Annotated in this window: 17 protein-coding genes and 1 pseudogene; 5 read left to right on the top strand and 13 right to left on the bottom strand. The window is 53.3% G+C overall.

Annotation, left to right across the window (positions count from 1 at the left end; all coding sequences use genetic code 11):
• The first annotated feature begins 270 nt into the window (after positions 1 to 270).
• Positions 271 to 948: a Crp/Fnr family transcriptional regulator gene (locus AAY24_RS03550; protein WP_046858519.1), complete on the top strand. Its 678-nt coding sequence runs from the start codon at positions 271 to 273 to the stop codon at positions 946 to 948.
• An 8-nt stretch (positions 949 to 956) separates the two neighbouring features.
• On the opposite strand, the gene AAY24_RS03545 is transcribed toward AAY24_RS03550, so the two are convergent.
• Positions 957 to 2,993 (bottom strand): NADPH-dependent 2,4-dienoyl-CoA reductase, encoded by a 2,037-nt coding sequence (locus AAY24_RS03545; RefSeq protein ID WP_046858518.1) that lies wholly within the window; start codon positions 2,991 to 2,993, stop codon positions 957 to 959.
• Positions 2,994 to 3,114: 121 nt separating this feature from the next.
• Here AAY24_RS03545 and AAY24_RS03540 point away from each other — a divergent pair, with 121 nt between their 5' ends.
• On the top strand, positions 3,115 to 4,104 hold the full coding sequence (locus AAY24_RS03540; RefSeq protein ID WP_046858517.1) for a GlxA family transcriptional regulator: 990 nt from the start codon (positions 3,115 to 3,117) through the stop codon (positions 4,102 to 4,104).
• On the opposite strand, the gene AAY24_RS03535 is transcribed toward AAY24_RS03540, so the two are convergent.
• Together AAY24_RS03535 and AAY24_RS18385 are read right to left on the bottom strand one after the other, a co-directional pair.
• Positions 4,105 to 6,357, bottom strand: a complete 2,253-nt coding sequence (locus AAY24_RS03535) for a DUF1631 family protein (RefSeq protein WP_046858516.1) — start codon at positions 6,355 to 6,357, stop codon at positions 4,105 to 4,107.
• 67 nt (positions 6,358 to 6,424) lie between these two features.
• Positions 6,425 to 8,782, bottom strand: coding sequence for an AAA family ATPase (locus AAY24_RS18385; protein ID WP_052761032.1), 2,358 nt, complete (start codon positions 8,780 to 8,782; stop codon positions 6,425 to 6,427).
• 631 nt (positions 8,783 to 9,413) lie between these two features.
• Here AAY24_RS18385 and AAY24_RS03525 point away from each other — a divergent pair.
• A complete protein-coding gene (locus tag AAY24_RS03525; RefSeq protein ID WP_052761031.1) occupies positions 9,414 to 10,259 on the top strand; it encodes an ExeA family protein in 846 nt (281 codons plus the stop codon).
• A gap of 59 nt (positions 10,260 to 10,318) precedes the next feature.
• Here AAY24_RS03525 and AAY24_RS03520 read toward each other — a convergent pair whose 3' ends face one another.
• Complete coding sequence (locus tag AAY24_RS03520) at positions 10,319 to 11,632, bottom strand: nucleotide sugar dehydrogenase (RefSeq protein ID WP_046858515.1); 1,314 nt, start codon at positions 11,630 to 11,632, stop codon at positions 10,319 to 10,321.
• Positions 11,633 to 11,768: 136 nt separating this feature from the next.
• Positions 11,769 to 12,806, bottom strand: a complete 1,038-nt coding sequence (locus AAY24_RS03515; protein ID WP_046858514.1) for an SDR family oxidoreductase — start codon at positions 12,804 to 12,806, stop codon at positions 11,769 to 11,771.
• Positions 12,807 to 13,117: 311 nt separating this feature from the next.
• Between AAY24_RS03515 and prsK the strand changes: the two genes are divergently transcribed.
• Entirely contained in the window at positions 13,118 to 15,181 is a 2,064-nt protein-coding gene (gene prsK, locus AAY24_RS03510; protein WP_046858513.1) for an XrtA/PEP-CTERM system histidine kinase PrsK, read from the top strand.
• Between the two features lie 44 nt (positions 15,182 to 15,225).
• On the top strand, positions 15,226 to 16,581 hold the full coding sequence (gene prsR, locus AAY24_RS03505) for a PEP-CTERM-box response regulator transcription factor (protein WP_046858512.1): 1,356 nt from the start codon (positions 15,226 to 15,228) through the stop codon (positions 16,579 to 16,581).
• Between the two features lie 24 nt (positions 16,582 to 16,605).
• Here the strand turns inward: prsR and AAY24_RS03500 are convergent, their stop codons facing one another.
• The 8 genes and pseudogenes from AAY24_RS03500 to cobU all read right to left on the bottom strand — a co-directional run bounded on the left by AAY24_RS03500 (position 16,606) and on the right by cobU (position 24,182).
• The gene (locus tag AAY24_RS03500; protein ID WP_199930480.1) at positions 16,606 to 18,123 is read right to left on the bottom strand and encodes a TIGR03013 family XrtA/PEP-CTERM system glycosyltransferase; all 1,518 of its coding nucleotides are present in this window, start codon (positions 18,121 to 18,123) and stop codon (positions 16,606 to 16,608) included.
• Positions 18,124 to 18,532: 409 nt separating this feature from the next.
• Positions 18,533 to 18,970, bottom strand: a complete 438-nt coding sequence (locus tag AAY24_RS03495) for a hypothetical protein (RefSeq protein ID WP_046858511.1) — start codon at positions 18,968 to 18,970, stop codon at positions 18,533 to 18,535.
• Positions 18,971 to 19,299: 329 nt separating this feature from the next.
• Positions 19,300 to 20,283: a threonine-phosphate decarboxylase CobD gene (gene cobD / locus AAY24_RS03490; RefSeq protein WP_046858510.1), complete on the bottom strand. Its 984-nt coding sequence runs from the start codon at positions 20,281 to 20,283 to the stop codon at positions 19,300 to 19,302.
• Positions 20,276 to 21,178 carry an adenosylcobinamide-phosphate synthase CbiB gene (gene cbiB, locus AAY24_RS03485; protein WP_046858509.1) on the bottom strand — a complete coding sequence of 301 codons (903 nt, stop codon included), beginning with the start codon at positions 21,176 to 21,178 and terminating at the stop codon, positions 20,276 to 20,278. The genes cobD and cbiB overlap by 8 nt, the downstream gene beginning before the upstream one ends.
• The gene (locus tag AAY24_RS03480; RefSeq protein WP_046858508.1) at positions 21,175 to 21,915 is read right to left on the bottom strand and encodes an adenosylcobinamide-GDP ribazoletransferase; all 741 of its coding nucleotides are present in this window, start codon (positions 21,913 to 21,915) and stop codon (positions 21,175 to 21,177) included. Before AAY24_RS03480 ends, cbiB begins: the two co-directional genes overlap by 4 nt.
• Positions 21,916 to 21,983: 68 nt before the next feature.
• Positions 21,984 to 22,604 carry an alpha-ribazole phosphatase gene (gene cobC, locus AAY24_RS03475; RefSeq protein ID WP_234422235.1) on the bottom strand — a complete coding sequence of 207 codons (621 nt, stop codon included), beginning with the start codon at positions 22,602 to 22,604 and terminating at the stop codon, positions 21,984 to 21,986.
• 5 nt (positions 22,605 to 22,609) lie between these two features.
• Positions 22,610 to 23,658, bottom strand: a pseudogene (gene cobT / locus AAY24_RS03470) (nicotinate-nucleotide--dimethylbenzimidazole phosphoribosyltransferase).
• A complete protein-coding gene (gene cobU / locus AAY24_RS03465; RefSeq protein ID WP_046858507.1) occupies positions 23,655 to 24,182 on the bottom strand; it encodes a bifunctional adenosylcobinamide kinase/adenosylcobinamide-phosphate guanylyltransferase in 528 nt (175 codons plus the stop codon). The pseudogene cobT and the gene cobU overlap by 4 nt, the downstream one beginning before the upstream one ends.
• Between the last annotated feature and the right edge of the window lie 24 nt (positions 24,183 to 24,206).

Below are 24,206 nucleotides of genomic sequence, written 5' to 3'. Positions count from 1 at the left end.
AAACAAATGCCGTAGTTTCATTGACAACTGATAAACTCATATTTGCAGACATATCACAATGCTCCGTAGAATTCGCCATCGATCACGGCCCGCTTCAACGTCTACACAACAGCTCTCAGGCGAGAAGGGCCGACGCCTTATATCTTATTGTTTTTATTATATTATTATTGTTTTTTCTACTATTCACATGTCAATATTTCATTCCATGGGATTTTGTTATGATAACAACTCGATTTTCAATTATCTGTCATTCAGATGACATTTGAGGCCATGCAAACGCTTGAGCAGTTTCTCGTAAAAAGCCCCTGGCTGGAGGGCCTTTCAGTGGCCCAGCAGCAAAGGGTCAGGGAGACACTGTATGAGCAGAGATACAAGGCCGGAGAGATCATTCGCCGCAAAGGCTCTCCAGCGGAGGAGTGGGTAGGCATCGTCGATGGACTGGCAAAGATATCCTGTGAATCCCGTTCCGGAAAACAGATATCCTTTATTACCGGTATCCCGTCCGGGAGCTGGTTTGGCGAGGGTGCATTGCTGAAGCGCGAGCCCAGGCGATATGACATTGTGGCTCTGCGACCATCCCGTATCGCCTTTATGCCCGCTGACACTTTTTTTGCCCTGCTGGAGGAGAGCATCAGCTTCAACCATTTCCTGCTGACTCACTTTAACGAACGCCTGGGACAGTTCATCGGTTATATGGAGTATGACCGCCTGTTATCCCCGGAGGCGCGGGTCGCCCGCTCGCTGGCCTCCATGTTCAATTACGAACTCTATCCAGGCATGCACTACAAGTTGGAGATATCCCAGGAGGAGCTGGGAAATCTATCTGGAATCTCCCGTCAGCGGGTCAACCAGGCCCTGCACGTGCTGCAATCCAAAAAAATCCTGGACGTGAAATATGGGGCGATTACCGTACTGGATATTGAAGCCCTGAAATCCTACGAGGCCTGATAGGCCGTCTAGAGCTGGGCCGCCAGTTCCGCCCCGTCCCGTATCGCCCGCTTGGCATCCAGCTCTCCAGCCAGTCTGGCGCCACCAATAAGATGGACCTTCGCACCGTTCGCCTGAAGCGCCTCATAAAGTGTCGTGCGCGATACCTGGCCGGCGCAGACAACAATGTTATCCACCTCCAGCAATCGGGGAGCATCGTCAATCCGCAGATGCAGTCCCGCATCATCAATCCGCTCATACTGAACGCCGGAGAGCATCTCCACCTGGCGATGTTTCAAGGTCGCCCGATGGATCCATCCGGTGGTTTTTCCCAGGCCGGCACCCGGTTTACTGGTCTTGCGTTGCAGCAGGTAAATCTTTCTACCTGAGTTGGTGGTCACCTGCTTTACAGGAGCCAACCCGCCCCTGGCGGATAGACGCTTGTCGATGCCCCATTCATTGAGAAAATCATCAAGCGTCTCGGTCGATCCCTCCCCATGGCTGTTGTGGGAGAGGTACTCGGCCACATCAAACCCGATACCCCCGGCACCAATTATCGCCACCCGTTGCCCCACCGGCTTCTGTTTACGCAGCACATCCACATAACCGAGCACCTTGGGGTGATCGATACCGGGCAGCGCCACACTTCTTGGCACCACGCCGGTGGCTATCGCCACCTCATCATAGTCGCCGGAGACCAACTCTTCGGCGGTAACTTCGCGCCCGGTATGCAGGGTCACTCCCGTGAGCTCGATCTGCCGCCTGAAGTAACGCAGGGTCTCATTGAACTCTGCTTTTCCGGGAATCTTTCGAGCCATATCAAACTGTCCGCCGATCTCTTCAGCTGCTTCGAACAGATCCACGTTATGCCCCCGGCCGGCCGCGATGGTGGCGCAAGCGAGACCGGCGGGGCCGGCCCCCACCACTGCGATCCGTTTGCTCCGTGGGGCCGGCGGATAGTTCAGCTCGGTTTCATAACAGGCCCTCGGATTCACCAGGCAGGTGGCCCGCTGGCGGGAAAAGACGTGATCGAGACAGGCCTGGTTACAGGCGATACAGGTATTGATCTGATCGGCCCGTCCCTCCGCGGCCTTGCGGACAAACTCCGGATCAGCCAGCAGCGGTCGGGCCATGGAGACCATATCCGCATCACCGCGCGAAAGAACCTCCTCCGCCACTGCAGGGGTGTTGATACGATTGGTCGTGATCAGGGGGATGCCAACTTCCCCCTTCAATCGCCTGGTTACCCAGGTAAAACCGGCCCGGGGGACCATGGTCGCAATGGTGGGTATACGGGCTTCATGCCAGCCGATACCGGTGTTTATCAGGGTTGCACCGGCTGCCTCGATCGCCCGGGCCAGTTCCACAACCTCCTCCCAACTGCTGCCCTTTTCAATCAGATCCAGCATCGAGAGACGGAAAATGATAATGAACTCCCGGCCGACTGCGGCACGGATCTGTTTCACCACCTCGACAGGCAATCGCATGCGATTGCGGAACGATCCGCCCCACTCGTCCGAGCGCCGATTGGTGTGGGGTACCAGAAACTCGTTCAACAGATATCCTTCCGAGCCCATCACTTCCACGCCGTCGTAGCCGGCCCGTTGCGCCAGACAGGCGCAACGGACAAAACCTTTCAACTGCTTGGCTATACCACGCCGGGAGAGTGCACGGGGCTTGAAGGGTGTGATGGGAGACTTGATTGCCGATGGCGCCACATTTATTGGTGTATAACCGTACCGTCCAGCGTGCAGAATCTGCAGGCAGATTTTACCCTCCTCCTGATGTACCGCATCGGTCACCAGCCGATGCCGACCCACCTCAAAACGACTGGTGAACTTGGAGGCAAAAGGTGCCAGCCAGCCGGCCCGTGTCGGAGCAAAACCACCGGTAACCATCAGACCGACTCCGCCCCGTGCCCGCTCGGCAAAATAGGCGGCCAACTTCGGAAAATCGGCCCGCCTATCCTCCAGCCCCGTGTGCATGGACCCCATCAGAACCCGGTTTTTAAGCTCAGTGAAGCCTAGATCAAGCGGTGTGAGCAGATTGGGATAAGCAGTGTTCATGTTTTGTTTGATACCTAAGTGAGCATAACAATCGCCAGAACAGAGAGTTGCATCCTTTGTTCCTCTATGCAATTGTCACTTATGACAAATAGGTGGCGATATATGCCAAACCGTACTGCCGATGAAAAAAATTACCCTACTCTGCTTTGATTACGCCTTCTCTTCGGTGATTACCGGGGTATTGGACCTGTTCAGCCTGGTGGGTGTCACCTGGAACAGGGTACACAACCAGCCGCCGGCAAGCCGCTTCCAGGTCCAGTTGGCGGCAGAGCAACAACGGCCGATTCGCTGTTTAAATAGACTGACGCTGCAACCGGATCTCTGTTTTGCATCGATTAGGGAGAGCGATATTGTCTTCATACCCCCTATCGGCGCCGACATTGACCGGACCTTAGAGAGTAACCGTAACGCCATCGACTGGTTGCGGGAGATGCATGCCACCGGCAGCCAGATTGTCAGTAGCTGCACCGGCAGTTTTCTGTTGGCAGAAACCGGTCTGCTGGATGGCAAACAGGCCACCACCCATTGGGGTTACATCGACCAGTTCAGACAGCGTTATCCCCGGGTAATACTCAAACCGGCGCAACTGATTACCAACGAGGTGGATCTGTTATGTGCTGCCGGTGGCAGTGCCTGGCTGGACCTGTCACTGCTTCTGATACAACAGCATGCAGGACAGGAGCTAGCCCTGCAGACCGCCAAGGCACTGGTGATAGAACGGAAACAGCACTCCCAGGCCGCCTTCACTACCAGCCAGGGCCAGAAATATCATCAGGATGCACAGATTCTCTCCGCCCAGGAGTGGATGGAGAGTCACCTGGCGGAGAAAATTAGTATCGATCGACTGGGGGAACGTTGCGGCATGGCTCCCCGCACCTTTAAACGGCGCTTCAAACAGGCGACTGGAGACAGCCCCCTGGCCTACCTGCAGTCGTTGCGCATTGAGAGAGCGAAAAAAATTCTGGAATCGAGCCAGATACCGATTGAACAGATCACCCGACAGGTGGGCTATGAGGACAGTAGTTCATTCATGAAACTGTTCAAACGCACCACCGGAATGTCACCGCAGCAATACCGGACTGTTTTCAGTCATGTCCAGCACTGCCGGTAGCTACTCCTTGCGTAACAGGCGGTATATCTTCTGCAATGCCTGGTCGACAAACGGAAAACGGTTCGGTTCGACGGTGTACGCAGTTCCGTTGGCCAGCCGTTGAACAAGGACATCTGTCGGAATAACAAACGCCTTTGACCCGAACCGATCGAGAAACATATGGTTGTTTGTCACCGGGCTGTACCAGGAGAGTTTTACCCGCCGCAGGCTGCCATCAGGCTCGCTGAATTCGAACCAGGTGCCAATTTCTGTCTGCTGCGCCTGCTCCAGGAATTTGCGCAGGGTGGCCGAGCGGGCGGCTTCTGCAGATTTGGCTTTGCGCTTTTTGGTCTCGGTAACGGGGCGCACCACGACCTTTTCGGACGGCTCCGATTGCCGGGCCTGCTGCAGTTCAGCGATCGTCTTTTTAAAGGCGACGTACTCACTTGGATTGGTATTGCCAAGAAAATCCAGACCGGATTCAATGTTCTTTCTGAGACGGGGCCAGGCGTGCTTTAACCACTGTGCTGTCAGGGCATCACCATAACCGTTATTGATCTTGATGACGCTATTGATCACCATCAGAACACTGCGCCACTCTTTACGCCGCTCGATCTCCTGATCCCGAAGCAGCAACAGAGTCATGTAGTTTTTCCAGACAACCGAAAGAAACTGCCACAGGACCGGATGAAAACGTACTCCATCACAATGCTGATGCATAATCTCATCGGCACGTAACCGGGCATACTCCAGCCTATCCTTGCCCCGGGTCGCCTCCCGGGTCCGCTCTTCCAGTAACCGTGTTCTATGTTCCAGTGCTCGCAGATGATCGAGAAATTCACTGTAGCAGCGATCAAAGAGAGAAATGTCATCCTTGAAGTCGCGCATGATGCTATGGATCATGTCGCGCATGGTGTGGTAGATACCGGCATCGACGTTATTCTCGTCAACCCAGCGCCGCCCCGCATTAACCACCAGGTTGAGCAGTTTTCGGGCGATATGGTCCGGGTTGGTGAGAAATTCCCGGTCGATAATGGCCACCTTGAGATAAGGTGTGTGCAGGTGGCATATCACCGTTTTGGTCAGGCTGGCAAGATCCGGATCATCCAGCACATGTTCAAACAGCATTCCCACCAGTTCAATGGTATCCAGATCGGCAGTAGGGATGGTGTTTTCGTCCAGTTCACTGAATAGATTCTCCCGTTCACTGGTAATGCGCTTCTGCAGATAATCTATCGCCGCTGCGCTCCTGTCATTCGGGCTGAGATCATCCGCCGCTGTATCAGCGTATACCCCCATATCGAACTCAACCGGCGTATGCAACTGATTGATGGCGGTGACCAGTTCCGGGCTGGATCTGAGCTGCTCCAGATTGCCATCCGGGGCGTACTCCGGGTGATTCCTGAAACGGGGATCGGCATGACGCCTTTCTGTCAACATGGACAGAATGGTGTTGAATACCTCTTTGCCAACCAAAAAGTCCTCATTGGTCAGAGGTTCGGTCCGCAGGTCTGAACTGCTGCTCGCTTGAGACGCTTGCTGCTGCGCACTTTCACCATCCTGGGCAGACCCGTTTCCGTCGGATCGGCTGCTATCTTTATAGCGGGTGATGGTAGGGGGTAGATGGGGATAAATACCTGCATCGGAAAGCATCTTGTTGATGCAGGCGTAGAGCGTTCCGATCTCTTTTAACACGCATTTTTCAAATAATACGTAGAGTATGAGGAGTAGTTTCTGCTCCAGCCCAAATAGGTCGGAAGCGGTCTGGAATGTGGTGCTGACGTGTTCGGGGCTGGCCGGTATATCCTGGTCCCTCAGTTTTTTCCCCTGCTGAATCACCGCCAATCGCTGACCCAGTTGATAAAGTGCCTGATGATTTTTATCTTTTGACCGGGTAATCATCGACTGTATGGCAATATGGATCTCCAGGTCCTGGTTTTCAACAATTTCGATTTTTGACGTATCTTCCGCCTCAATAATAGGTCTGGGATACTCGATTGGCCGACAATTGGAGAATGCGGAGAACCCCTTATGTAAGGTGGTCAAAAAGGAGTCTGTGACCTGCTCGCTGAGGTTCTGTACCTGGGTAATAGCATCAAAAAAGAGAAGCTGTGCATTATCTGTTTCAGCCTTGCTGGCAAAATCGATCATTACCGGCTCAACTTCCTGGAACAGGCGCACCAATCCTTTGTGGAGAAAAGTATCCACTTCTGCCTGATAATCTTTAATCAGCGGGTGAAATTTAGGCAAGACCCCGACTTGCGTATCACTCATGCCATATCACTCGGATAAAAATAGTATGTCGCGCGGAGGACAGAAGAAAATATCCATATAGAACAGGTTAGTCAGTCAGCGGACCAGCTGTAACTTCCACCAGTCGCTGTGATCGCCGCTCACCACCCACCGTGCCGGCGAGGCTGTCCGTATTTGAATAACTACCCCTCCCCTCAATACGGAAGCGGCTGTCATCGACATTCTTGCTCTCCAGGTAAGCCGCTACAGCCTGGGCCCGTTTCAGGGAGAGCGCTTGGTTATAGGCGGCGTCACCCAGACTATCGGCATAGCCGACGATACGAACCACACTCCCCTGGTGTCGTTGCAGCCACGCCGCAAGCTGGGATAACTGCTCTTTGTATTCGTCCTGAATAAATGTGCTATCGGAACGGAAGAATACTTTTGATTGCATATCAGGTTCAATAGCCGATTCAGGGGACGCATCGTGCGCAAGAGTATGTGTTGTATCGGGAAGCGGCGTCTCGGCGCCCCTATCCCCTGCGGCAGACACAGCCCCTGATGAGAGAGAGGCAGTCACTATCTCTTCTACTGCCGCGTTCTGCTTCTGGTTTTTAGCTGCAAAGGTTTGGGAAGCCAACGCGATCTTTCCGCTGTCAGCACTCTGATCCACCGCTAATGAGACCCTGGTTAGGGCCTCCTCCACATCATCTCTGTCTGTCAGTGGAGAAACGTCACTTAACTCAACCTCGGGCGCTGTTTTTTTTTCAGTCAGCACGGTCTCGCTATTCAGCAAAGTTTGAGTAACTGGATCAATGGAAGAGCGGGTCTCCTGCTGTTTCAATTCGCTGGTAGCAGAGGCAACATCAGCTCTGGCTACCTCCTCCGGGGTGACTGGCTGTGCACTCTCTGCATCCCCATTCCCGGTCTCTGTCCCGGCCGGTTGGGATACGGATTGATCAGCAGCCTGATGCCCATTAACCACAGCAGCTGGTTGATTCGGTTCCTGATCGTTTTTTGACACACGCTCATCGAGCAGTTGAGGACCAAGCAGGTAAACCGCCGCGGCAATGGTGAATGCCGCAATCAGGATCAGTAATGCAACGGACAACCGGCTCCACTTTCTGGAGCCGGCACCGGAAGAGCGGGAATCAGACCGGTATTGATTGTAGTAGTGAGTTTTGTTGGCACTAGCCGGCTCGTTCAGCTTGACACTGGCAAAACGGTCACCATAGCCACCACGCGGCTTAACTCTCGGCTCTGCTGGCTTCTTGATCGGTACCGGTTCGGAAGGGAGATCTACTGCTTCAGAGAGGGAGAAATAGTTCTCCTGGATAACATCTTCTTCCACATCATCAGGAACAGGTGAGGAAGTAACCGCATCTTGACGTTTCTGATTCTCCAGTGAGCTCAGATCAGCCACTCCATCCAGAGGTTTAATCGGGGCGGCTGCTGGTGTCTTGGTGGCAACAGGTGCCTCCTGAACAGATGGATTGCTTTTTCCGGTATCGACAGCCTTAACCGACAGCTCTTCCTGTGCCGCCATAGCCGCCGGCTGTTCCTCATTAACATCCGGCTCCATATCCGAATCAGGCTCAAGCGGCTCTTCATCCTGGGGCAAGGGCGGCAGGTCGGCCTTGAAACCGACAGGTGCGAGTTGCTCATGCTGCAACTCCTCAACCACCGTTCGCACATCTGCCACACGAATGCGATGTTTCTCTTCCACGCAGCCGTGGAGCAGGAAACGGCTACAGACCAGATTAATTCGGCGCGGAACCCCTTTACTGAATTGATAAACCAGAGGATAGACTCCCTGATCAATCTGGGGGTCATTTTTCCAGCCTACCCGGTCCAGACGATGCTTGATATAGGCCTCTGTATCCGCTTCATTCAGGGCTTCAAGATGACAGGCGGCAACCAGACGCTGATGCACCTGCTCCATACTCGGTTTCTGTACCAGATCACGCAGATTCTCCTGGCCGACCAGAAAAATCTGCAACAGAGGTTGATTGTTCAGCTGCAGGTTGGTCAACAACCTCAGCTCTTCCAGTGCGGAAGCAGAAAGATCCTGGGCCTCGTCAATGATCAATAGCGCCCGGGTGCCCTCTTCATGGTAGCGACGCAGACGGACTGAAAGTCCCTGCAACAGCACCGCCTTGTTCGGCGCATCCACTTCCAGTCCAAAGTTATAGGCGACCAGTCGTAACAGGTCATCCGCCTCCAACTGTGTGCTTACAATGGTGGCGACCACTATCTGGGAGTGAGAGAGGCCATCGACCAGGTCATTTACCAGGGTGGTTTTACCGGTACCCGGCTTGCCGGTAACCATGACGAAACCTTCAGCCCGGTGAATGGCATACTGCATGTATGCCTTGGCCTTGGCATAGCTTTTGTGGCTGAAACAGAACCGGTGATCCGGACTCAGTCGAAAGGGCTCGACCTTTAGATTATAAAAAGATTCATACATAAAACACGATCAATCCTTTGTCAGACGCAAGAACGGGAGCAACACCACCAGCCGGGAGCTATCCCCATTAACCCGACTGGCCGTTACACATAGTTGTCTACTTACAACTGTTTCGACCAGTACAGCGGCTCTCTTTAGCCACCAGGAGGCTGAGAAGGATAAAATTCCATCGGCAGATGGCAGGCTGCGAACCTATTTCTTACGAGGCAGCAGGAAGTCTAATTTCCTTTAATCAGCATGTTACAGATTACATGTACAATAGTACATGAGGATGAACGCAGATTTTATCAGCCAGCCCGATACGGACAAAGCCGGTAACACGAATCAGGTAAGATTAGTCTGTTTATTGGAAAAGATGTTGGGCGTTAAAATCCTTATCCGGAAAACCAAGACCCATAATGGGCCTCCGCAAGTCACAACGTCCCATATCTGTACTATAAAAAGCAGGAGATCCGTGCAATGAACTACTCGATGCCGTGAATGGGCGTATAATATTCAGGCGTCGATGATTCCAGTCATCTAAAGAACAACGGTTTGGCGCAGATCCATAAACGGCCAGGGACGAATAACCGGGATCGGGAATACCCCCGTCCCCATGACAAGGATGGCGGTAACTGCCATAGAAAATACTATGTATGAACAGTTTTATAATCTGACCGAGGATCCTTTTCGACTGAACCCGAATAGCAAGCCCTGCTTCAGACATGGTAGTTACAATCACGCAAAGACCTATATGCACTATGCCCTGCACCGGGGCGAAGGGGTGGTTCTTGTTACCGGCAGGTCGGGTACCGGAAAAACCGCCCTGCTGAGAGATTTTATCCAGACCATCAAGAGTGAATCAGTCGTCACCGCCGATCTGGTATCCACCCAGTTGCAGGCTGCTGACCTGATCAGAATGATCGCCTTCAGTTTCGGTATTGACAGACTGACAGGCAGCGAAAACGAGGTGATTGCAGAACTGGAGCGACATCTGTCTGGTATGCATTACCTTGGGAAGCGTCCCCTGCTGCTTATCGATGAAGCCCAGAATCTGGAAACAGAAGCGTTACGCAAGATCCAACTGTTGATGGAGTTGTGCTGGAAATCGGAGCCCCTCCTGCAAATTTTTCTTATTGGTAGGGAGAGTCTCCATGAGTTGTTGCTGTCAGATCGCCTCAAAGCACTCTACGCCCAGATAAATGCCGCCATCCGCCTTGAGCCCCTTGATCAACAAAGTACCGGGGAATATATCCAGCACCGACTCAAGCAGGTGGGCTGGAACAATGATCCCCAGTTGTCTGAAGATATTTATCCGCTCATTTTCAGCCACAGTCACGGTATTCCACGCCTGATCAATCTGATCTGCAGTCAAATGCTACTGTACGGCATGACTGAACAGCAGCACCATATCGGTCCGGCCGATATCCGGGAAGTGTTACAACAGATGCGTGATGACCAGATATTACCAACTCCCCTTCAACAGGTAACTGCTTGATCTGGCTAAAGAATAAAAAAGGGGCGGTAAACCGCCCCTTTTTACCACTGGATTACTAATCACAATCTCCAGAGTTCTATCCCTGCTGCCGCGAACCCTTGGCGATCCAGCTTGGATTTCACATCCATGACTACCGTATTGTCCTGCATGATGGCTCTGAAATCAGAAACCGAAAGCGCCTGGTACTCATTATGGGCAACCGCCAGAATAACCGCCTGGGCCTGGGGTAGTTGATCCCAGCTTTTCAGTTCGACTCCATACTCATGCACAGCCTCTTGCGGATCCGCGAGTGGATCAGTCACATGCACATTGCAGTTGTAGCTTTTCAGTTCATCAATAATGTCCACAACCCGCGAGTTTCGCAGATCCGGACAGTTCTCTTTGAAAGTCAAACCAAGAATAATCACATCGGCGCCATTGACCGAATGGCCGGCGCGGATCATCCGTTTTACTGTCTGTTCGGCAATATACTTGCCCATACCGTCATTGGTCTTGCGCCCGGCAAGGATCACCTGGGGATGATAGCCCACAGCCTCTGCCTTATAGGTCAGATAATAGGGGTCTACACCAATACAGTGCCCGCCGACCAGTCCCGGGCGGAAAGGGAGAAAATTCCACTTGGTGCCGGCAGCCTCAAGCACATCGACAGTATCGATATCCATCTTGTGGAAAATCATCGCCAGCTCATTCATCAGGGCGATATTCAGATCACGCTGGGTATTTTCAATAACCTTGGCGGCCTCAGCTACCTTGATAGTGGCAGCACGACAAACGCCGGCAGTGACAACACTTCCATACAGCTCCGCAACCAGATCCTGGGTGGTTGGCGTGTCACCGGAGACAACTTTCACAATAGTCTCAAGCCGATTCTCCTTGTCACCCGGATTGATACGTTCCGGTGAATAACCGATATAGAATCCACTATCCCGAGCGCCACTGTCCACGCCATCCTTACCGGCCCACTTCATACCCGAGACCTGCTCAATGATGGGAACACACACCTCTTCAGTACACCCGGGATAAACAGTGGACTCAAACACAACGGTGGCGCCAGGCTTCAGGTTTGCTGCCAGTGTGCGACAGGCGCCGATGACGGGGGAAAGATCCGGTTTCCTGGCATGATCAATAGGGGTCGGAACAGCGACCACGACTATGTCTGCCTCAGACAAGCGGGATGGATCGCTGGTATACGCCAAATGGGTGGCAGCCACCAGGTCCTCCGGCTCTACCTCACCGCTCGGATCAAATCCATTCCGATAATTAGTCAGTTTCCGTTCATCCAGATCATATCCAATAGTGTCGCGCTTTTTACCAAATGCAACCGCCAGTGGTAATCCGACATATCCAAGGCCTACGACTGCTATTTTATCCATTATCATTCCTGATTTTCGTTAGAGCCCATGCGGCGGGCCAGCCATAATAAAAACTTCCACAAAAGATCCGGGCTGAAATGTCCGGACAGCTCCGGGCTTTGATCAATCCGTCAGGGAATTGTGCTTGCCAATTATTTCAGGATCCAGACTCAAATTCATCTAGAAACCACTCGGTAGTAACGTCCAGTCCCTGTTGCAGATTGTGGCTTGGCGCATAACCCAGCAGCTTCGATGCTTTGGAAATATCGGCCAGTGAGTGACGCACATCACCCGCACGGAAGTCGACATATTCCGGCTGTGCCTGGGCAACCTTTTCGTGACGCAGTGCGATGCGTCCCCTGATCTCATCAAACAGCTGGTTAAGCGTTGTGCGGGTGCCAACGGCCACATTATAAACCTGGTTGACAGCATCCGGATTCGCCGTGGTGGCGGCAAGCAGATTCATCTGCACTGTATTGCTGATAAAACAGAAGTCCCGTGACGTCTCCCCATCTCCGTTGATCCGACAGGTCTCTCCACGGTAGAGCTCTTCGATCCAGCGAGGTATGACGGCCGCATAGGCACCTTTGGGATCCTGGCGGGGTCCGAACACATTGAAATACCGCAGGCCGATGGATTCAGTACCATAGGTTCTGGCAAACACATCCGCATACAGTTCGTTAACATATTTTGTCACCGCATAGGGAGACAGGGGCTTGCCGATCAGATCCTCCTGTTTCGGCAATCCGGGATGATCTCCATAGGTGGAGGACGAAGCAGCGTAAACAAAACGTTTTACTTCGGCATCCCTGGCGGCGACCAGCATATTGAGGAAACCGGTACTGTTGGTGTCATTGGTGGTTAGCGGATCATGAATCGAGCGAGGTACACTACCGAGTGCGGCCTGGTGTAGTACGTAGTCGACCCCCTGAACTGCGGTTCGACAGTGTTCTATCTCCCTGATATCCAGCTCATGGAAAGTAAACCGCTCCCACCTGGCTTCTCCTACCAGCCCACGTACCTTATCCAGATTGTGTTGATGGCCAGTGGCAAAGTTGTCCATCCCTACCACTGTCTGATCGAGCTGCAACAGCTCTTCCAGCAAATTTGAACCGATAAATCCGGCGACACCTGTAATCAACCAGGTACGTGGATTATCCCGAAGTTCATCCCGAACTCGCATAAATTCAGACATCTTTCAGATCTACCTCCCCCTCCACATCTCACTGTGTACAAGACATTCCGGGTGCTGTGGAAATCAGCCGGGTGTCATTCCAACCAGGCTGTGAATAATCCGACAGATTGTACTTTTAAACCCCCCCGGGGCCAGTGAAAATAGGTTAACATCCCTCAAGGAAATGCTGATTCACCCGACTAATAGAGAGGATGTTTAAATTCTGCTGGAGGCGGCGGTAAAATCGGGAGATTAATTCACGATCGATCAATCAGCTGGAGACAACCGAATAGCCAGCCGATCCATAAACCCAATAACGAGAGTGGACCGCTTTGAATATAGGATTTTTCAGTTATCTTTTTGCATTTCTCGCCTACGCCGCACTGACTGTCCTGCTGGTAACCTCCTGGCGTGGCAAATCCCTTGGTCGGTTATTGATATTCGCCAGCAGTTTTTCAGCGCTCTGGGCCGGCATATCGGCTCTTTCTGCCCTCTCGATCATTACTTTCCCCGGCATCCTGCAACCCCTGGAACTGGGCAGAGACACCTTCTGGTGCCTCTTTTTAATGAAAAGTGTTCAATCCAACAGCAGCCAGAAAATCAGCAGCGTGCTGCGAATCACCCCGATAAATCTGTTCTTTATCTTTCTCTTAGTGGCCAGCATCATAACGATTCTGATGCCGCTGATCGCGGTGACCACATCGAACACCAACCTGGTAAGCCATGACGCCACGCTGGGAATCTGGGTCATCTTCAATATCATTGCCCTGTTATTACTGGAGCAGCTGTTCAGGAATTCCGCTGTCGAACAACGCTGGGCGATCAAGCATCTCTGTATCGGGATAGGCTGCATATTTGCCTACGATTTTTTTATGTTTGCCGATGCACTGCTGTTTAAACAACTCAACCAGGAGCTGTGGAACGCCAGAGGCATACTTAACGGTCTGATGGTTCCGCTCATTGCAGTATCGGTGGCCCGCAACCCCAAGTGGTCTTTGGATATTTATATCTCACGGAATGTGGTTTTCCAGTCGATCACCCTGATGGGGGCCGGAATCTACCTGCTGGTCATGGCTTCAGCAGGTTACTACATCCGCTTTTACGGGGGGTCCTGGGGGTCAACGCTGCAAATTGCCTTCCTGAGCGGAACCGGTGCTCTCCTGCTGATCATCCTGTTTTCCGGGACTATTCGCGCCAAGGTGCGCGTCTACCTGAGCAAGCATTTCTTCAACTACAAGTACGACTACCGGGAAGAGTGGCTGCGATTTACCCAGACTCTTACTGAAAGTGACGAAGAGGTTCCGGTGCGGATTATCCGCGCTATGTCCGCCTTGGTGGACAGCACCGGGGGGCTGCTCTGGATCAGGCGCGACAACGGACAGTACGAACTGAACAGCGCTCTTAATATGCCTGAGCCGGCAATGGGTATCACTCACGCCCAGGACCCCCTGTGTGCTTTCCTGGAAAAGGAGCAGTGGCTGGTTGACCTGGATGAATATCAACGAAACCCCGATATCTACGTCGGCTTCACACCACCCGAGTGGCTGATGGCGATCAAAAACGGCTGGTTGATTGTCCCACTGTTATTCAAAAACAGGGTTTTCGGGTTCATCATCATGCCCCACTCCCAATCACAGCGCTCGATCAATTGGGAAGACCGGGATCTGCTGAAAATGGCCGGTCAACAGGCAGCCAGCTACCTGGCTCAACATCTGTCAGAGAAGGCGTTGACCCAGGCGCGGCAGTTTGAGGCATTTAATCGACTATCGGCCTACGTCGTCCATGATCTCAAGAATATTCTGGCCCAGCAGTCACTTATTGTGTCCAATGCTGAACGACACAAACATAAACCGGAGTTCGTTGACGATGTCATTGCCACTGTCAGAAACTCGGTTAAACGCATGACCAATCTCATGGAGCAGATGAAGAGCGGTATGCGGGGTAACAGTTCGGAGTGTATTGAACTTGGCGCACTGCTGACAGAGACAAGCGCCGCTCATTCGGCGAGAAAACCGGTACCCGAACTCAAACTTCCAGAGCAGCAACTATTTATCCAGGCGGACAGAGAGCAACTGACCACCGTATTCGGGCATATCATCCAGAATGCCCAGGATGCCACACCTAATGATGGACATGTTACCATCACTGTCGCGCCCGGTTCCGACCAGGTAGTGGTGGAAGTCCGGGACACGGGTACCGGCATGGACCAGGAGTTTATAAAAAAACGGCTGTTCCACCCCTTTGATTCGACCAAGGGGCTGACCGGGATGGGGATCGGCGTCTATGAGAGTCGTGAATACATCCGTAGTCTAAATGGCGATATCAACGTGGAAAGCGCACCCGGAGAGGGCGCTCTGTTCCGCATCACCCTACCCTGCACCCGGTCAGCAGAGTAGTGATCAAGACAAAACAAATAAAACTAGCGAAGTCGAGGTAAGCAGTGGCGGATTCAAGCAAATACCTGTTAATCGTTGAAGATGACGTTGGCCTGCAGAGTCAATTACGGTGGTGTTTTGACGACTTCGAGGTCCTGATTGCAGGAGACAGGGAAGAGGCCATCACGCACATCCGCCGTCACCAACCAGCGGTTGTCACTCTTGACCTGGGACTGCCCCCCGACCCCGGTGGAGTCAGTGAAGGTCTTGCAACCCTGGAGGAGATCCTGGCACTCGCCCCCAGCACCAAAATAATTGTTGTCACCGGCGATAATGACCGGACAAACGCCGTCAAAGCGATTGCACTCGGCGCCTATGACTTCTGCCAGAAACCGGTTGAACCTGAAATTCTGTCTCTGATAGTCAACCGCGCTTATCATGTCAATACGCTCGAACAGGAAAATATCAAGCTTCAGGAAAATCAATCAAAAACACCGCTCAATGGCATCATCGCAAGCAGTCCGGAAATGCTCAAAGCCTGCAGAACGGTTGAAAAAATCGCCCCATCGAACATAACAACACTGTTGCTGGGCGCCAGCGGCACTGGTAAAGAGTTATTTGCCCAGGCACTACACGAACTAAGCCCCCGTTCCGACCATAAAATGGTTGCAATCAACTGTGCCGCCATACCGGCCAATCTGCTGGAAAGCGAACTGTTCGGTTATGAGAAAGGCGCCTTTACCGGGGCATCCAAACAGACCAAGGGAAAAATTGAGTACGCCAATGGAGGTACTCTGTTCCTTGACGAAATCGGCGATCTCCCGTTCGACCTCCAGGCCAAACTACTCCGGTTTCTCCAGGAACGCACCCTGGAACGAATCGGTGGACGTGAAGAGATACCCATTGATGTCAGGATTATCTGCGCCACTCACCAGGACATACAGAACCTGATCGCGGAAGGCAGATTCAGGGAAGACCTCTATTATCGAATCAGCGAAGTGACGATAAAGATACCGTCACTGAAAGAGCGCGAGGGGGATGCCCTGTTACTGGCAAAAGCGTTTCTTGAACGTTTCAGCAAAGAGTATAACCAGCAGATCAATGGCTTCGATAAAAACGCCATACTTGCCATCGAACACTATGACTGGCCTGGGAATGTGCGCGAAATAGAGAGTCGGATTAAACGTGCCGTTATCATGGCGGAAGGTTCATTGATAACACTGGAAGACCTGGAACTCTCCACCCCTGACGAAGAGGCCATGCCGTTAAACCTGAAACAGGTGAGGAGTGAAGCGGAAAAGAAGGCGATTCTCCGCGCCTTGAATCACACAGACGGAAACATATCAGAGACGGCAAAAACGTTGGGCATTACGCGCCCAACGCTCTATAGCTTGATGGAAAAATACGGTATTAAACCCTGATGGACGAGCACTGAAACCGCTTGTCTAACGTACACCTTTCTTGAAAAAGACGATCTCAACGGTCTGTACCAGAATGTAGAAATCAAACAGCAGACCGTGGTTTTTCACGTAATAGAGGTCGTACTGTAGTTTCTCCATAGAATCTTTCTTGGATGCGCCATAGGGATAGCTCACCTGCGCCCAACCAGCTAACCCCGGGGTCACCCGATGGCGCTCTTTATAGAGTGCATTTACCTTGCACAACTGCTCCACGAACTCGGGACGTTCCGGTCTCGGACCAACCAGACTCATGTCGCTGACAAAAATGTTCCACAACTGGGGCAGTTCGTCCAATCTGTACTTACGGATAAATGACCCAACCCGGGTGATTCGGGAATCGTTCTTCTGTGCCCACCGGGCCACGCCATCTTTCTCCGCATCCGTATACATACTGCGGAACTTATAGAGATTGAAACACTTTCCATCCCGGCCCACACGCTGCTGGCGATACAGTACCCCGCCCTTTCCACGACTCTCCAACATAATTGCCAGGGCGGTAAGCACCATCAGGGGGGAACAGACCACCAGCAACAGGGAGCTGATCAGGATATCGAAAGTGCGTTTGGCGGTGGCACGGAGAATATTCCGTTTAAAACCGTCGGTGTAAATAAGCCAACTAGGCTGGATCAGATCCAGTCGTATCTTTTCTGTCTCCCTTTCAAAGAAATCCAGCAGATCGATAATGGCAATACCGCTCATGCGGCAATCTATGAGTCCATCAAGTGGTAGTTTTCTGCGTCTATCGTCCGGGGCGATGACGATTTCGTCAATTTGATTCTGGATGGCAAATTTGCGTATGTCATCGTCGATATTGATCAGTTTAGTGCTATCCACTTGCACGGTCTCTTCACCGGAGGTCCGCACAAATCCAACCAGATCAAATCCACGCCGATCCGTCTTGCGTCTCAGTTTGCTAATAGAGGCGGCCCGCTTTCCGGCACCAACAACCATTACCCGACGCTGGAGAATCTTTCCATCCACAAATTTGTAGAAATAGATTCTCAGCAGGATGGAATAAACAAAGGCGAGCAACACAAAACTGCCGATATAGATCGGATCATTTTTGAATTGCGGCAATAGGGCGTCAAGTGACGCGATGACCAGGAATCCGCAGAAAAACGCCACCAGGAGCCGCGATAGTGCGCCCTTGATACCCTCTCGCTGCCGGGTGTCATACAGCCCCATGGATGAGATAGTCAATATGAGTATCAGGCCGGCGAACATTGCTTCCGCCCATTGGGTCGTACCGGTCGCCTGTGCCGGCTGGAAATTCAGAAGTGGGGTTGCAAAGAGATAGACAGAGACGAAGGAGAAATACTCAACAAAGGCAAGCAACAGGAACTGGGCATGATAAAAGTGCCCGAATAGCCTTACTTTTCCCCGGAGGGAGTGAAAGCGCGAAAATACCCCCCTATCCTCTGCTGTGTCGTCGGGCGCTACCCCTTCGGGCAACTTCCCGGTTTCGGGACGTCGTTGTTTCGGTTGTTCTTTCTCAAACTGCACTAGTGAAACATTCGGACTACCCTGAATGCCCATACCTTCTCCCTTGCGTGTTGCTTCTTATTCCTTCACGAGGTTTAGCCTGACTCTACCCGGACAATGTGTCAGTAGAACTGCGATACTGTGTCAGAACACAATCGGTTTTCGGCTGGCTGTACTGAATCTTTAGAACTTACGGCTATTTTAACCCTTAGGTGGAATAATGCCTACCCCGACAGAACCGCGCCAACCCCGCTACAGACCAATGATGAATTTAAGCCCTTCAGATAGCGATTGTAATTCCCGGTAATTTGGGGATTAATTTCGACAATAAAAGGGGTTCAATTCCTTACCTGACGGAATGGGATACTGTTGCCTGCAACTCAAATACCTCATCGAGAGCAGGCTTATCAAGAACGGACAATTATGACAGTCACTGCTTTTTTAGATTCAGGACACTTCCTGTTTTGGCGGGGGTCCGATCACTGTTGATACAACCGGTTAAAACGTCAGAAAGATCGACCTTAACTTCAGGGGGCAGTTTATCCTTAGCACCGAGTTCGGTTGTATTTTTGTGCTCATCAACATGGAGAATAACAATCTTTTTATCGATAAGTGCCGCAATATAGGGAGAATTTTTCTTTTCCACATAGGGGAAACCATCAACCGACAACAGGTAACTGTATCCTGTTCCCACACAGCTATCGGTCGATTCATCAACTACAGGAGGCCGCTTGTCTCTATCTGTCACTACATCCTGTTTCGAACGCCAGGCGTTCTGTCCGTCATCCTGAATTATGGTGCCAATCAGAAGTGGAATAAGGAAAGCGAACAGAAAGCCAAAGGCGACAAAGTAGAACATTTCTCTCATGTACTCGTCCCTTCAAAGGCCGGTTGGGATCAAGCAGTAATCCATCACCAACTAATACGTGCCATTAATTCCTATGAGTTATCAGATGATTAACCCGAAAATGTGGATTTATACAGCGTCAATTTGGAGACCGTTCCTACGGGCAGATAGGCTCAATCCTACACAGGGAATAGCTGCCAACTTAAACCCGTACCAATCCATTCCACAGATACGTGCAATTTTCCGGCCATTCCTTTATCTCCATGTTATATAAGTCTTTTAACTCATAGCCCTTCACCCTGGTGTAAAAAATCGTGACATACCGCCAGGGTTATCCGTTGGCCAACGGGTTAACGGAAGAGTCGCTTGAAACAGGCTTCCATCCGCGCCCATTCGTCCGCTGTACCGGGTAGACCGAATCGCAGTGAGGCGGGTTCTGAAAAGAGTCTGACCAGAATTCCTTCCTGCGCCAGCAGATGGGCTATTTGTCCGGCTTCCCTGTGGCGTACGTATTGAAACAGCACGGTGCCTCCCCTGGGAGGCAGGCCGGCACCGGACAGTAATCTTTTCAATCTGTCTGCCGCCAACCCAAGTTCTTGTCGTGCTTTAGTCTGCCATTCACTGTCGGCGAGTGCTTTCGCCGCCACCCAACGGGAAGGACCGGCAATAGTCCAGGGCCCCAGTTTCTCTCTCATCTGCAAAAGCAGTGGATTGTCAGCCAGCACAAAACCGACTCTGGCTCCCGCCAGCCCAAAAAACTTTCCCAGTGACCGAAGAATGATCAGGCCACCCAAGGGGACGGTTTTTGCCAGACTCCACTGCGGTGTGGCATCCATAAAAGCCTCATCAACTATCAGCCACCCACCCCGGGCGTTGAGTCGTTCATGCCATGCCGACAACTGCGCTGCGGTAAATAGTCCTCCATCGGGATTGTTTGGATTGCACAGCACCAGTACATCTATCTCATCCAGGTGACGCTCAACTTCATCCGCGGCAATGGGGCGTACCTGATGGTTATGACACTTCCAGGCGTATGGATGTTCGCCATAGCCGGGTGAAACAAATCCCACTTTTGAGCGAGATCGGAGGGTGGGAAGCAGCTGGATAGCCTGCTGGGAGCCGGCCACAGCCAACAGACTATCGCAACCATAATAGCTGCACGCCACCTGCTCCAGTTCATCATGCTCTTCAGGCAGCCGGAGCCAGACGGAGTCCGGTGGACGGGGAGGCATCCAGCCGCGCGGATTGATCCCGGTGGAGAGATCGATCCATTGATCCAGCGGAATACCATACTTCTGGCTGGCATCCTGCAGCTTTCCGCCGTGCTCAAGCAAACAGCCATCCTCCGATCAATATGGCGATAACCCAGTAGAGTACACTCTTCTGGACCAGGTCCACGGCCCGATAGATGTCACCACAAACCGGGGAAAACCCTGCCCCAAAGAACGGCTTATCCCGGGTCTCTCCGTGGTAGCTGCAAGGCCCGCCGAGGATCAGGCCGAGGGCGCCCGCACCCGCAGTCATCACTACGCCCCCATTGGGGCTGTCGAGCCGGTCGGCCTGCCTGCTCCAGCATCGAATGCTTGCTCGAAATTTACCTGCCAGGGCGTAAACCAGGGCGGTCAGGCGGGCCGGAAACCAGTTCAACAGGTCATCCAGGCGCGCAACAAACCAGCCAAACTCCCGGAATCGCTCCGTGCGGTAACCCCACATGGCATCCAGCGTATTGACCAGCCGATAGATCACCACACCCGGCGCACCTGCCAGCAAAAACCAGAACAGCGCCCCGAAGATCGCGTCGGCGCCATTCTCCAGTACCGATTCGATGGTTGCGCTGACGATGGCCGGGCGTTCCATGTTTTCAGTATCCCGGCTGACCATCATGCCGACCCGTTGTCGCGCAACGGGTAAATCATTCCGTTGCAGCGCTTCCACCACCCTGAGTGCATGTTGAGCGAGACTTTTGGCTCCCACGGCCAGATAGAGCAGGATTCCATCAAACAGAGGGCCGAACCAGTCGCTCAGGATCTGGGCAGCAACTGCCATGGGTGCAACCAGGAGCACAACGCTCAACAGTCCCATAAGTCGCAACGGAACAGCGCCCGAACGGTTCAGCTGCTGTTCCGTAAACTGCGCCAAACAGCCGAACCCGGCCAGGGGATGATAGCGCCTTGGCTCGCCCAGCAACTGATCCAGTAAAAGGGCAAATACGGACAGGATCGTACTCATAGCAACAGTGCTGCTGCCACCAGGGCCATCGTCTCACCAAGCTCACAAATGGTACCGGCACTGTCACCGGTAAAACCGCCGATGCGGGACAGCAGCATGGATCGGTAGATGACAAACAACAGCCCGCAAAACAGCAACATCCACACCGCGACCCATCCCTGGATCAACAGGCAGAACAACAAAGCGGCCAGAAGTACTCTTCCAGCCTCTAAGCGGGGAAGATGGGCGGCCAGCATGGCACCCAGACCGTGTGGCCGGACATAGGGCAGGTAGAGAAAGCTGGCAATAAGATTGCTACGGCCAATCAGCGGAGCCAGCAGAATCACGCCCCAGGCATCCTGCATGATCAGGCTATTCAGCGCGGCCAGTTTCACTATCAACAGTAACACCACGGCGACCACCGCACTGGGACCACAGCGGGGGTCTTTCATGATTTCCAGGGTGCGCTCCCGGTCACCCTGCCCGCCTATCCAGGCATCGGTCATATCGGCGAGGCCATCGATATGCAGTCCGCCGGTAATCGCCACCCAGACAGTCAGTACCAGGGCTGCACATAGCAGGGATTCATCACTGCCCACCAACACACCGGTCAATATGAGCAGCAGACCGATCAGCAGTCCCACCAGGGGATAAAATAACAGGCTCCTACCCTGCTCCGTCTCACTCAGCAGGGGCAGGTTTGCCGGTACCGGGAGTCGGGTGAGAAATTGCAGGGCAAAGAAAAATTGTCTGATCATGTTTGCTGTCGGAATCAGAAGAGAACGAGAAAGAAAAAGTCGGACTGCCGCTAATCAGCCCGGTCCGGTTAATCCAGTGAGCCGCAATGAAACACCAACCGCGGGCAACCCTGTTCAATACGAATACGGCTGATTCCGGCATACGGCAGCTCTATCCTGAACAGGTGGGTCAGCGGCATCTGCAATACCTGGCCAATGATCATTCGATTGACACCACCATGGGCGACAATCAGCAGATGTTGCCCCGCATACTTCGACTGGATCTCCTGCCAGGCCGATCCCACCCGCTGCTGGAACCGCAGCATGGATTCACCACCCGGCGGGGGGCACTCCACCGGGTTGTTCCAGAAGTCGCTAACCCGCTGGGGCGACTCCCGGTACAGCACCTCGGGTGAGCATCCCTCCCACTCACCGAAGCCAATCTCCATAAGCCGCTCTTCAAAAGTCATTGGAATGCCGGATTTTTTGCTCAATTCGCCGGCAAATTCGGCACAACGCTTTAATGGCGAAGCGACAATCCCGTCCCAGGGGGCATGTCCGGCAGTTGCGTCACGCATCTGCTGCCACCCCCGGCTGCTTAACGGATCATCACGCCAGCCACGAATCAACACTCCGCCTTCCGGCTCACCATGGCGAATCAGGTCGATCGTGGTGACGGAGGAGCTATCCAGGTTAGCCGTAGTCGACAATTGAATCAGCCCTCATCCACGCCCGCATCGGCAAAGGTTGCCATCTGATTGTGCAGTTCACAGGCAGCCCGCAACAGTGGCACCGCCGTCGCCGCCCCACTCCCTTCGCCGAGCCGCATACCGAGATCCAGTAACGGCGTAGCATCCAGGGCCTGCAGCAGGGTCCGATGACCCGGTTCAGCGGAGTGATGGGAGAACAGCAACCACTCCCGGACCGCCGGCTGGAAACGTACCGCAACCAGTGCTGCTGCGGTGGTAATATAACCGTCGACCAGTACCGGTATACCCGCCTGGGCGCAGGCCAGATAAGCACCGGCCAGGGCAGCAATTTCGAAGCCACCCAGGCAGCGAAGTGCCTCCAGGGGCTCCATTTCAAGCCCTCCGTAGCGGGACAGCGCCTCCCGCAGCAGTGCCGCCTTGTGGGCCACGCCCCGTTCATCAAGCCCGGTCCCCGGACCGGCCATCAGATCCGGTTCGACGTTCAGCAGCGCACAGCCCAGCGCCGCTGCGGCTGTGGTGTTACCGATGCCCATGTCGCCACCGATGAACAGATCGGCCCCCTGCTCCTGGGCCCTGATGGCGGCCGCACGACCCGCATTGAGGGCGATTGTCAGCTGCTCACCGGTCATGGCATCCTGGTACTGAAAATTGGCGGTTCCCGGGCCGGCCCTGTGGCTGATGACGCCTGGCAGGCGATCCGGCTCGACAACAGTCCCCACGTCCACTATCTCCAGTTCAGCCCCAGAAACCTGGACAGCACACTGATGGCGGCCCCACCCGCACAGAAATTGGCAATCATCTGCACTGTCACTGTCTGCGGATATGCGGAGATACCGGATTCGACCACGCCGTGATCCCCGGCAAACACGGTCACCCGTACGCTCTCTACCCGGGGAAACTCCCGCCCCTGCAGCGCGGCCAACCGGATCGCCAGGCTCTCCAGTCGGCCCAGTGATCCGCTTGGTTTGGTGAGTTGTTGCTGCCTTTCCCTGGCTATGTCTGTCTTGGTTTTGTCCGGTTGCACGACCGGATCATTCAGCCAGCCTGGTTTCAAAGCGTATCCCCTTTCAGTGTCAGTGGCAGCCCCGCCACAGTTAAAATGACCCGATCACAGCTGTTAGCCACCCTCTGATGCAACCAGCCGGACTCATCCTGAAAACGTCGCGAGATCTCACCCAACGGTACAATACCGAGCCCCACTTCGTTACTCACCATGACCAGGTTACCAGTCAGTTCTGACAATACTGACAGAAACGCTGTCGTCTGTTGTTTAAAGTGACGACCCTCATCCATCAGCAGAATATTGGATAACCAGAGGGTCAGGCAGTCCACAATCAGAAAATGACCCGGCCCGCAATGCTCCCGGAGCGCCTCGGCAAGATTCAGAGGCTCCTCCACCAGCAGCCAGTTATCGGGTCTGCGGTCCCGATGTGCCTGGATGCGCCGCGCCATCTCCACATCACTCTGTTCGGCAGCGGCGGTTGCTATATAGATCACATTGTCGCCCGACTCGGCGGCCAGTCTTTCCGCCAATGTGCTCTTGCCTGAGCGGGCGCCGCCAAGGATCAGCTGTTTCACGTCCGGATCACCCGTAAGATGAAA

Source organism: Sedimenticola thiotaurini (assembly GCF_001007875.1).
Classification (GTDB): Bacteria; Pseudomonadota; Gammaproteobacteria; order Chromatiales; family Chromatiaceae; genus Sedimenticola; species Sedimenticola thiotaurini.
This window is presented reverse-complemented; position numbering and strand designations above follow the sequence as displayed.

What these genes read in the sequence shown, in the direction of transcription:
- AAY24_RS03550 (WP_046858519.1), top strand. Translation starts at nt 271, where the DNA reads ATGCAAACGCTTGAGCAGTTTCTCGTAAAAAGCCCCTGGCTGGAGGGC.
- AAY24_RS03545 (WP_046858518.1), bottom strand. Translation starts at nt 2,993, where the DNA reads ATGAACACTGCTTATCCCAATCTGCTCACACCGCTTGATCTAGGCTTC.
- AAY24_RS03540 (WP_046858517.1), top strand. Translation starts at nt 3,115, where the DNA reads ATGAAAAAAATTACCCTACTCTGCTTTGATTACGCCTTCTCTTCGGTG.
- AAY24_RS03535 (WP_046858516.1), bottom strand. Translation starts at nt 6,357, where the DNA reads ATGAGTGATACGCAAGTCGGGGTCTTGCCTAAATTTCACCCGCTGATT.
- AAY24_RS18385 (WP_052761032.1), bottom strand. Translation starts at nt 8,782, where the DNA reads ATGTATGAATCTTTTTATAATCTAAAGGTCGAGCCCTTTCGACTGAGT.
- AAY24_RS03525 (WP_052761031.1), top strand. Translation starts at nt 9,414, where the DNA reads ATGTATGAACAGTTTTATAATCTGACCGAGGATCCTTTTCGACTGAAC.
- AAY24_RS03520 (WP_046858515.1), bottom strand. Translation starts at nt 11,632, where the DNA reads ATGGATAAAATAGCAGTCGTAGGCCTTGGATATGTCGGATTACCACTG.
- AAY24_RS03515 (WP_046858514.1), bottom strand. Translation starts at nt 12,806, where the DNA reads ATGTCTGAATTTATGCGAGTTCGGGATGAACTTCGGGATAATCCACGT.
- AAY24_RS03495 (WP_046858511.1), bottom strand. Translation starts at nt 18,970, where the DNA reads ATGAGAGAAATGTTCTACTTTGTCGCCTTTGGCTTTCTGTTCGCTTTC.
- cbiB (WP_046858509.1), bottom strand. Translation starts at nt 21,178, where the DNA reads ATGAGTACGATCCTGTCCGTATTTGCCCTTTTACTGGATCAGTTGCTG.
- AAY24_RS03480 (WP_046858508.1), bottom strand. Translation starts at nt 21,915, where the DNA reads ATGATCAGACAATTTTTCTTTGCCCTGCAATTTCTCACCCGACTCCCG.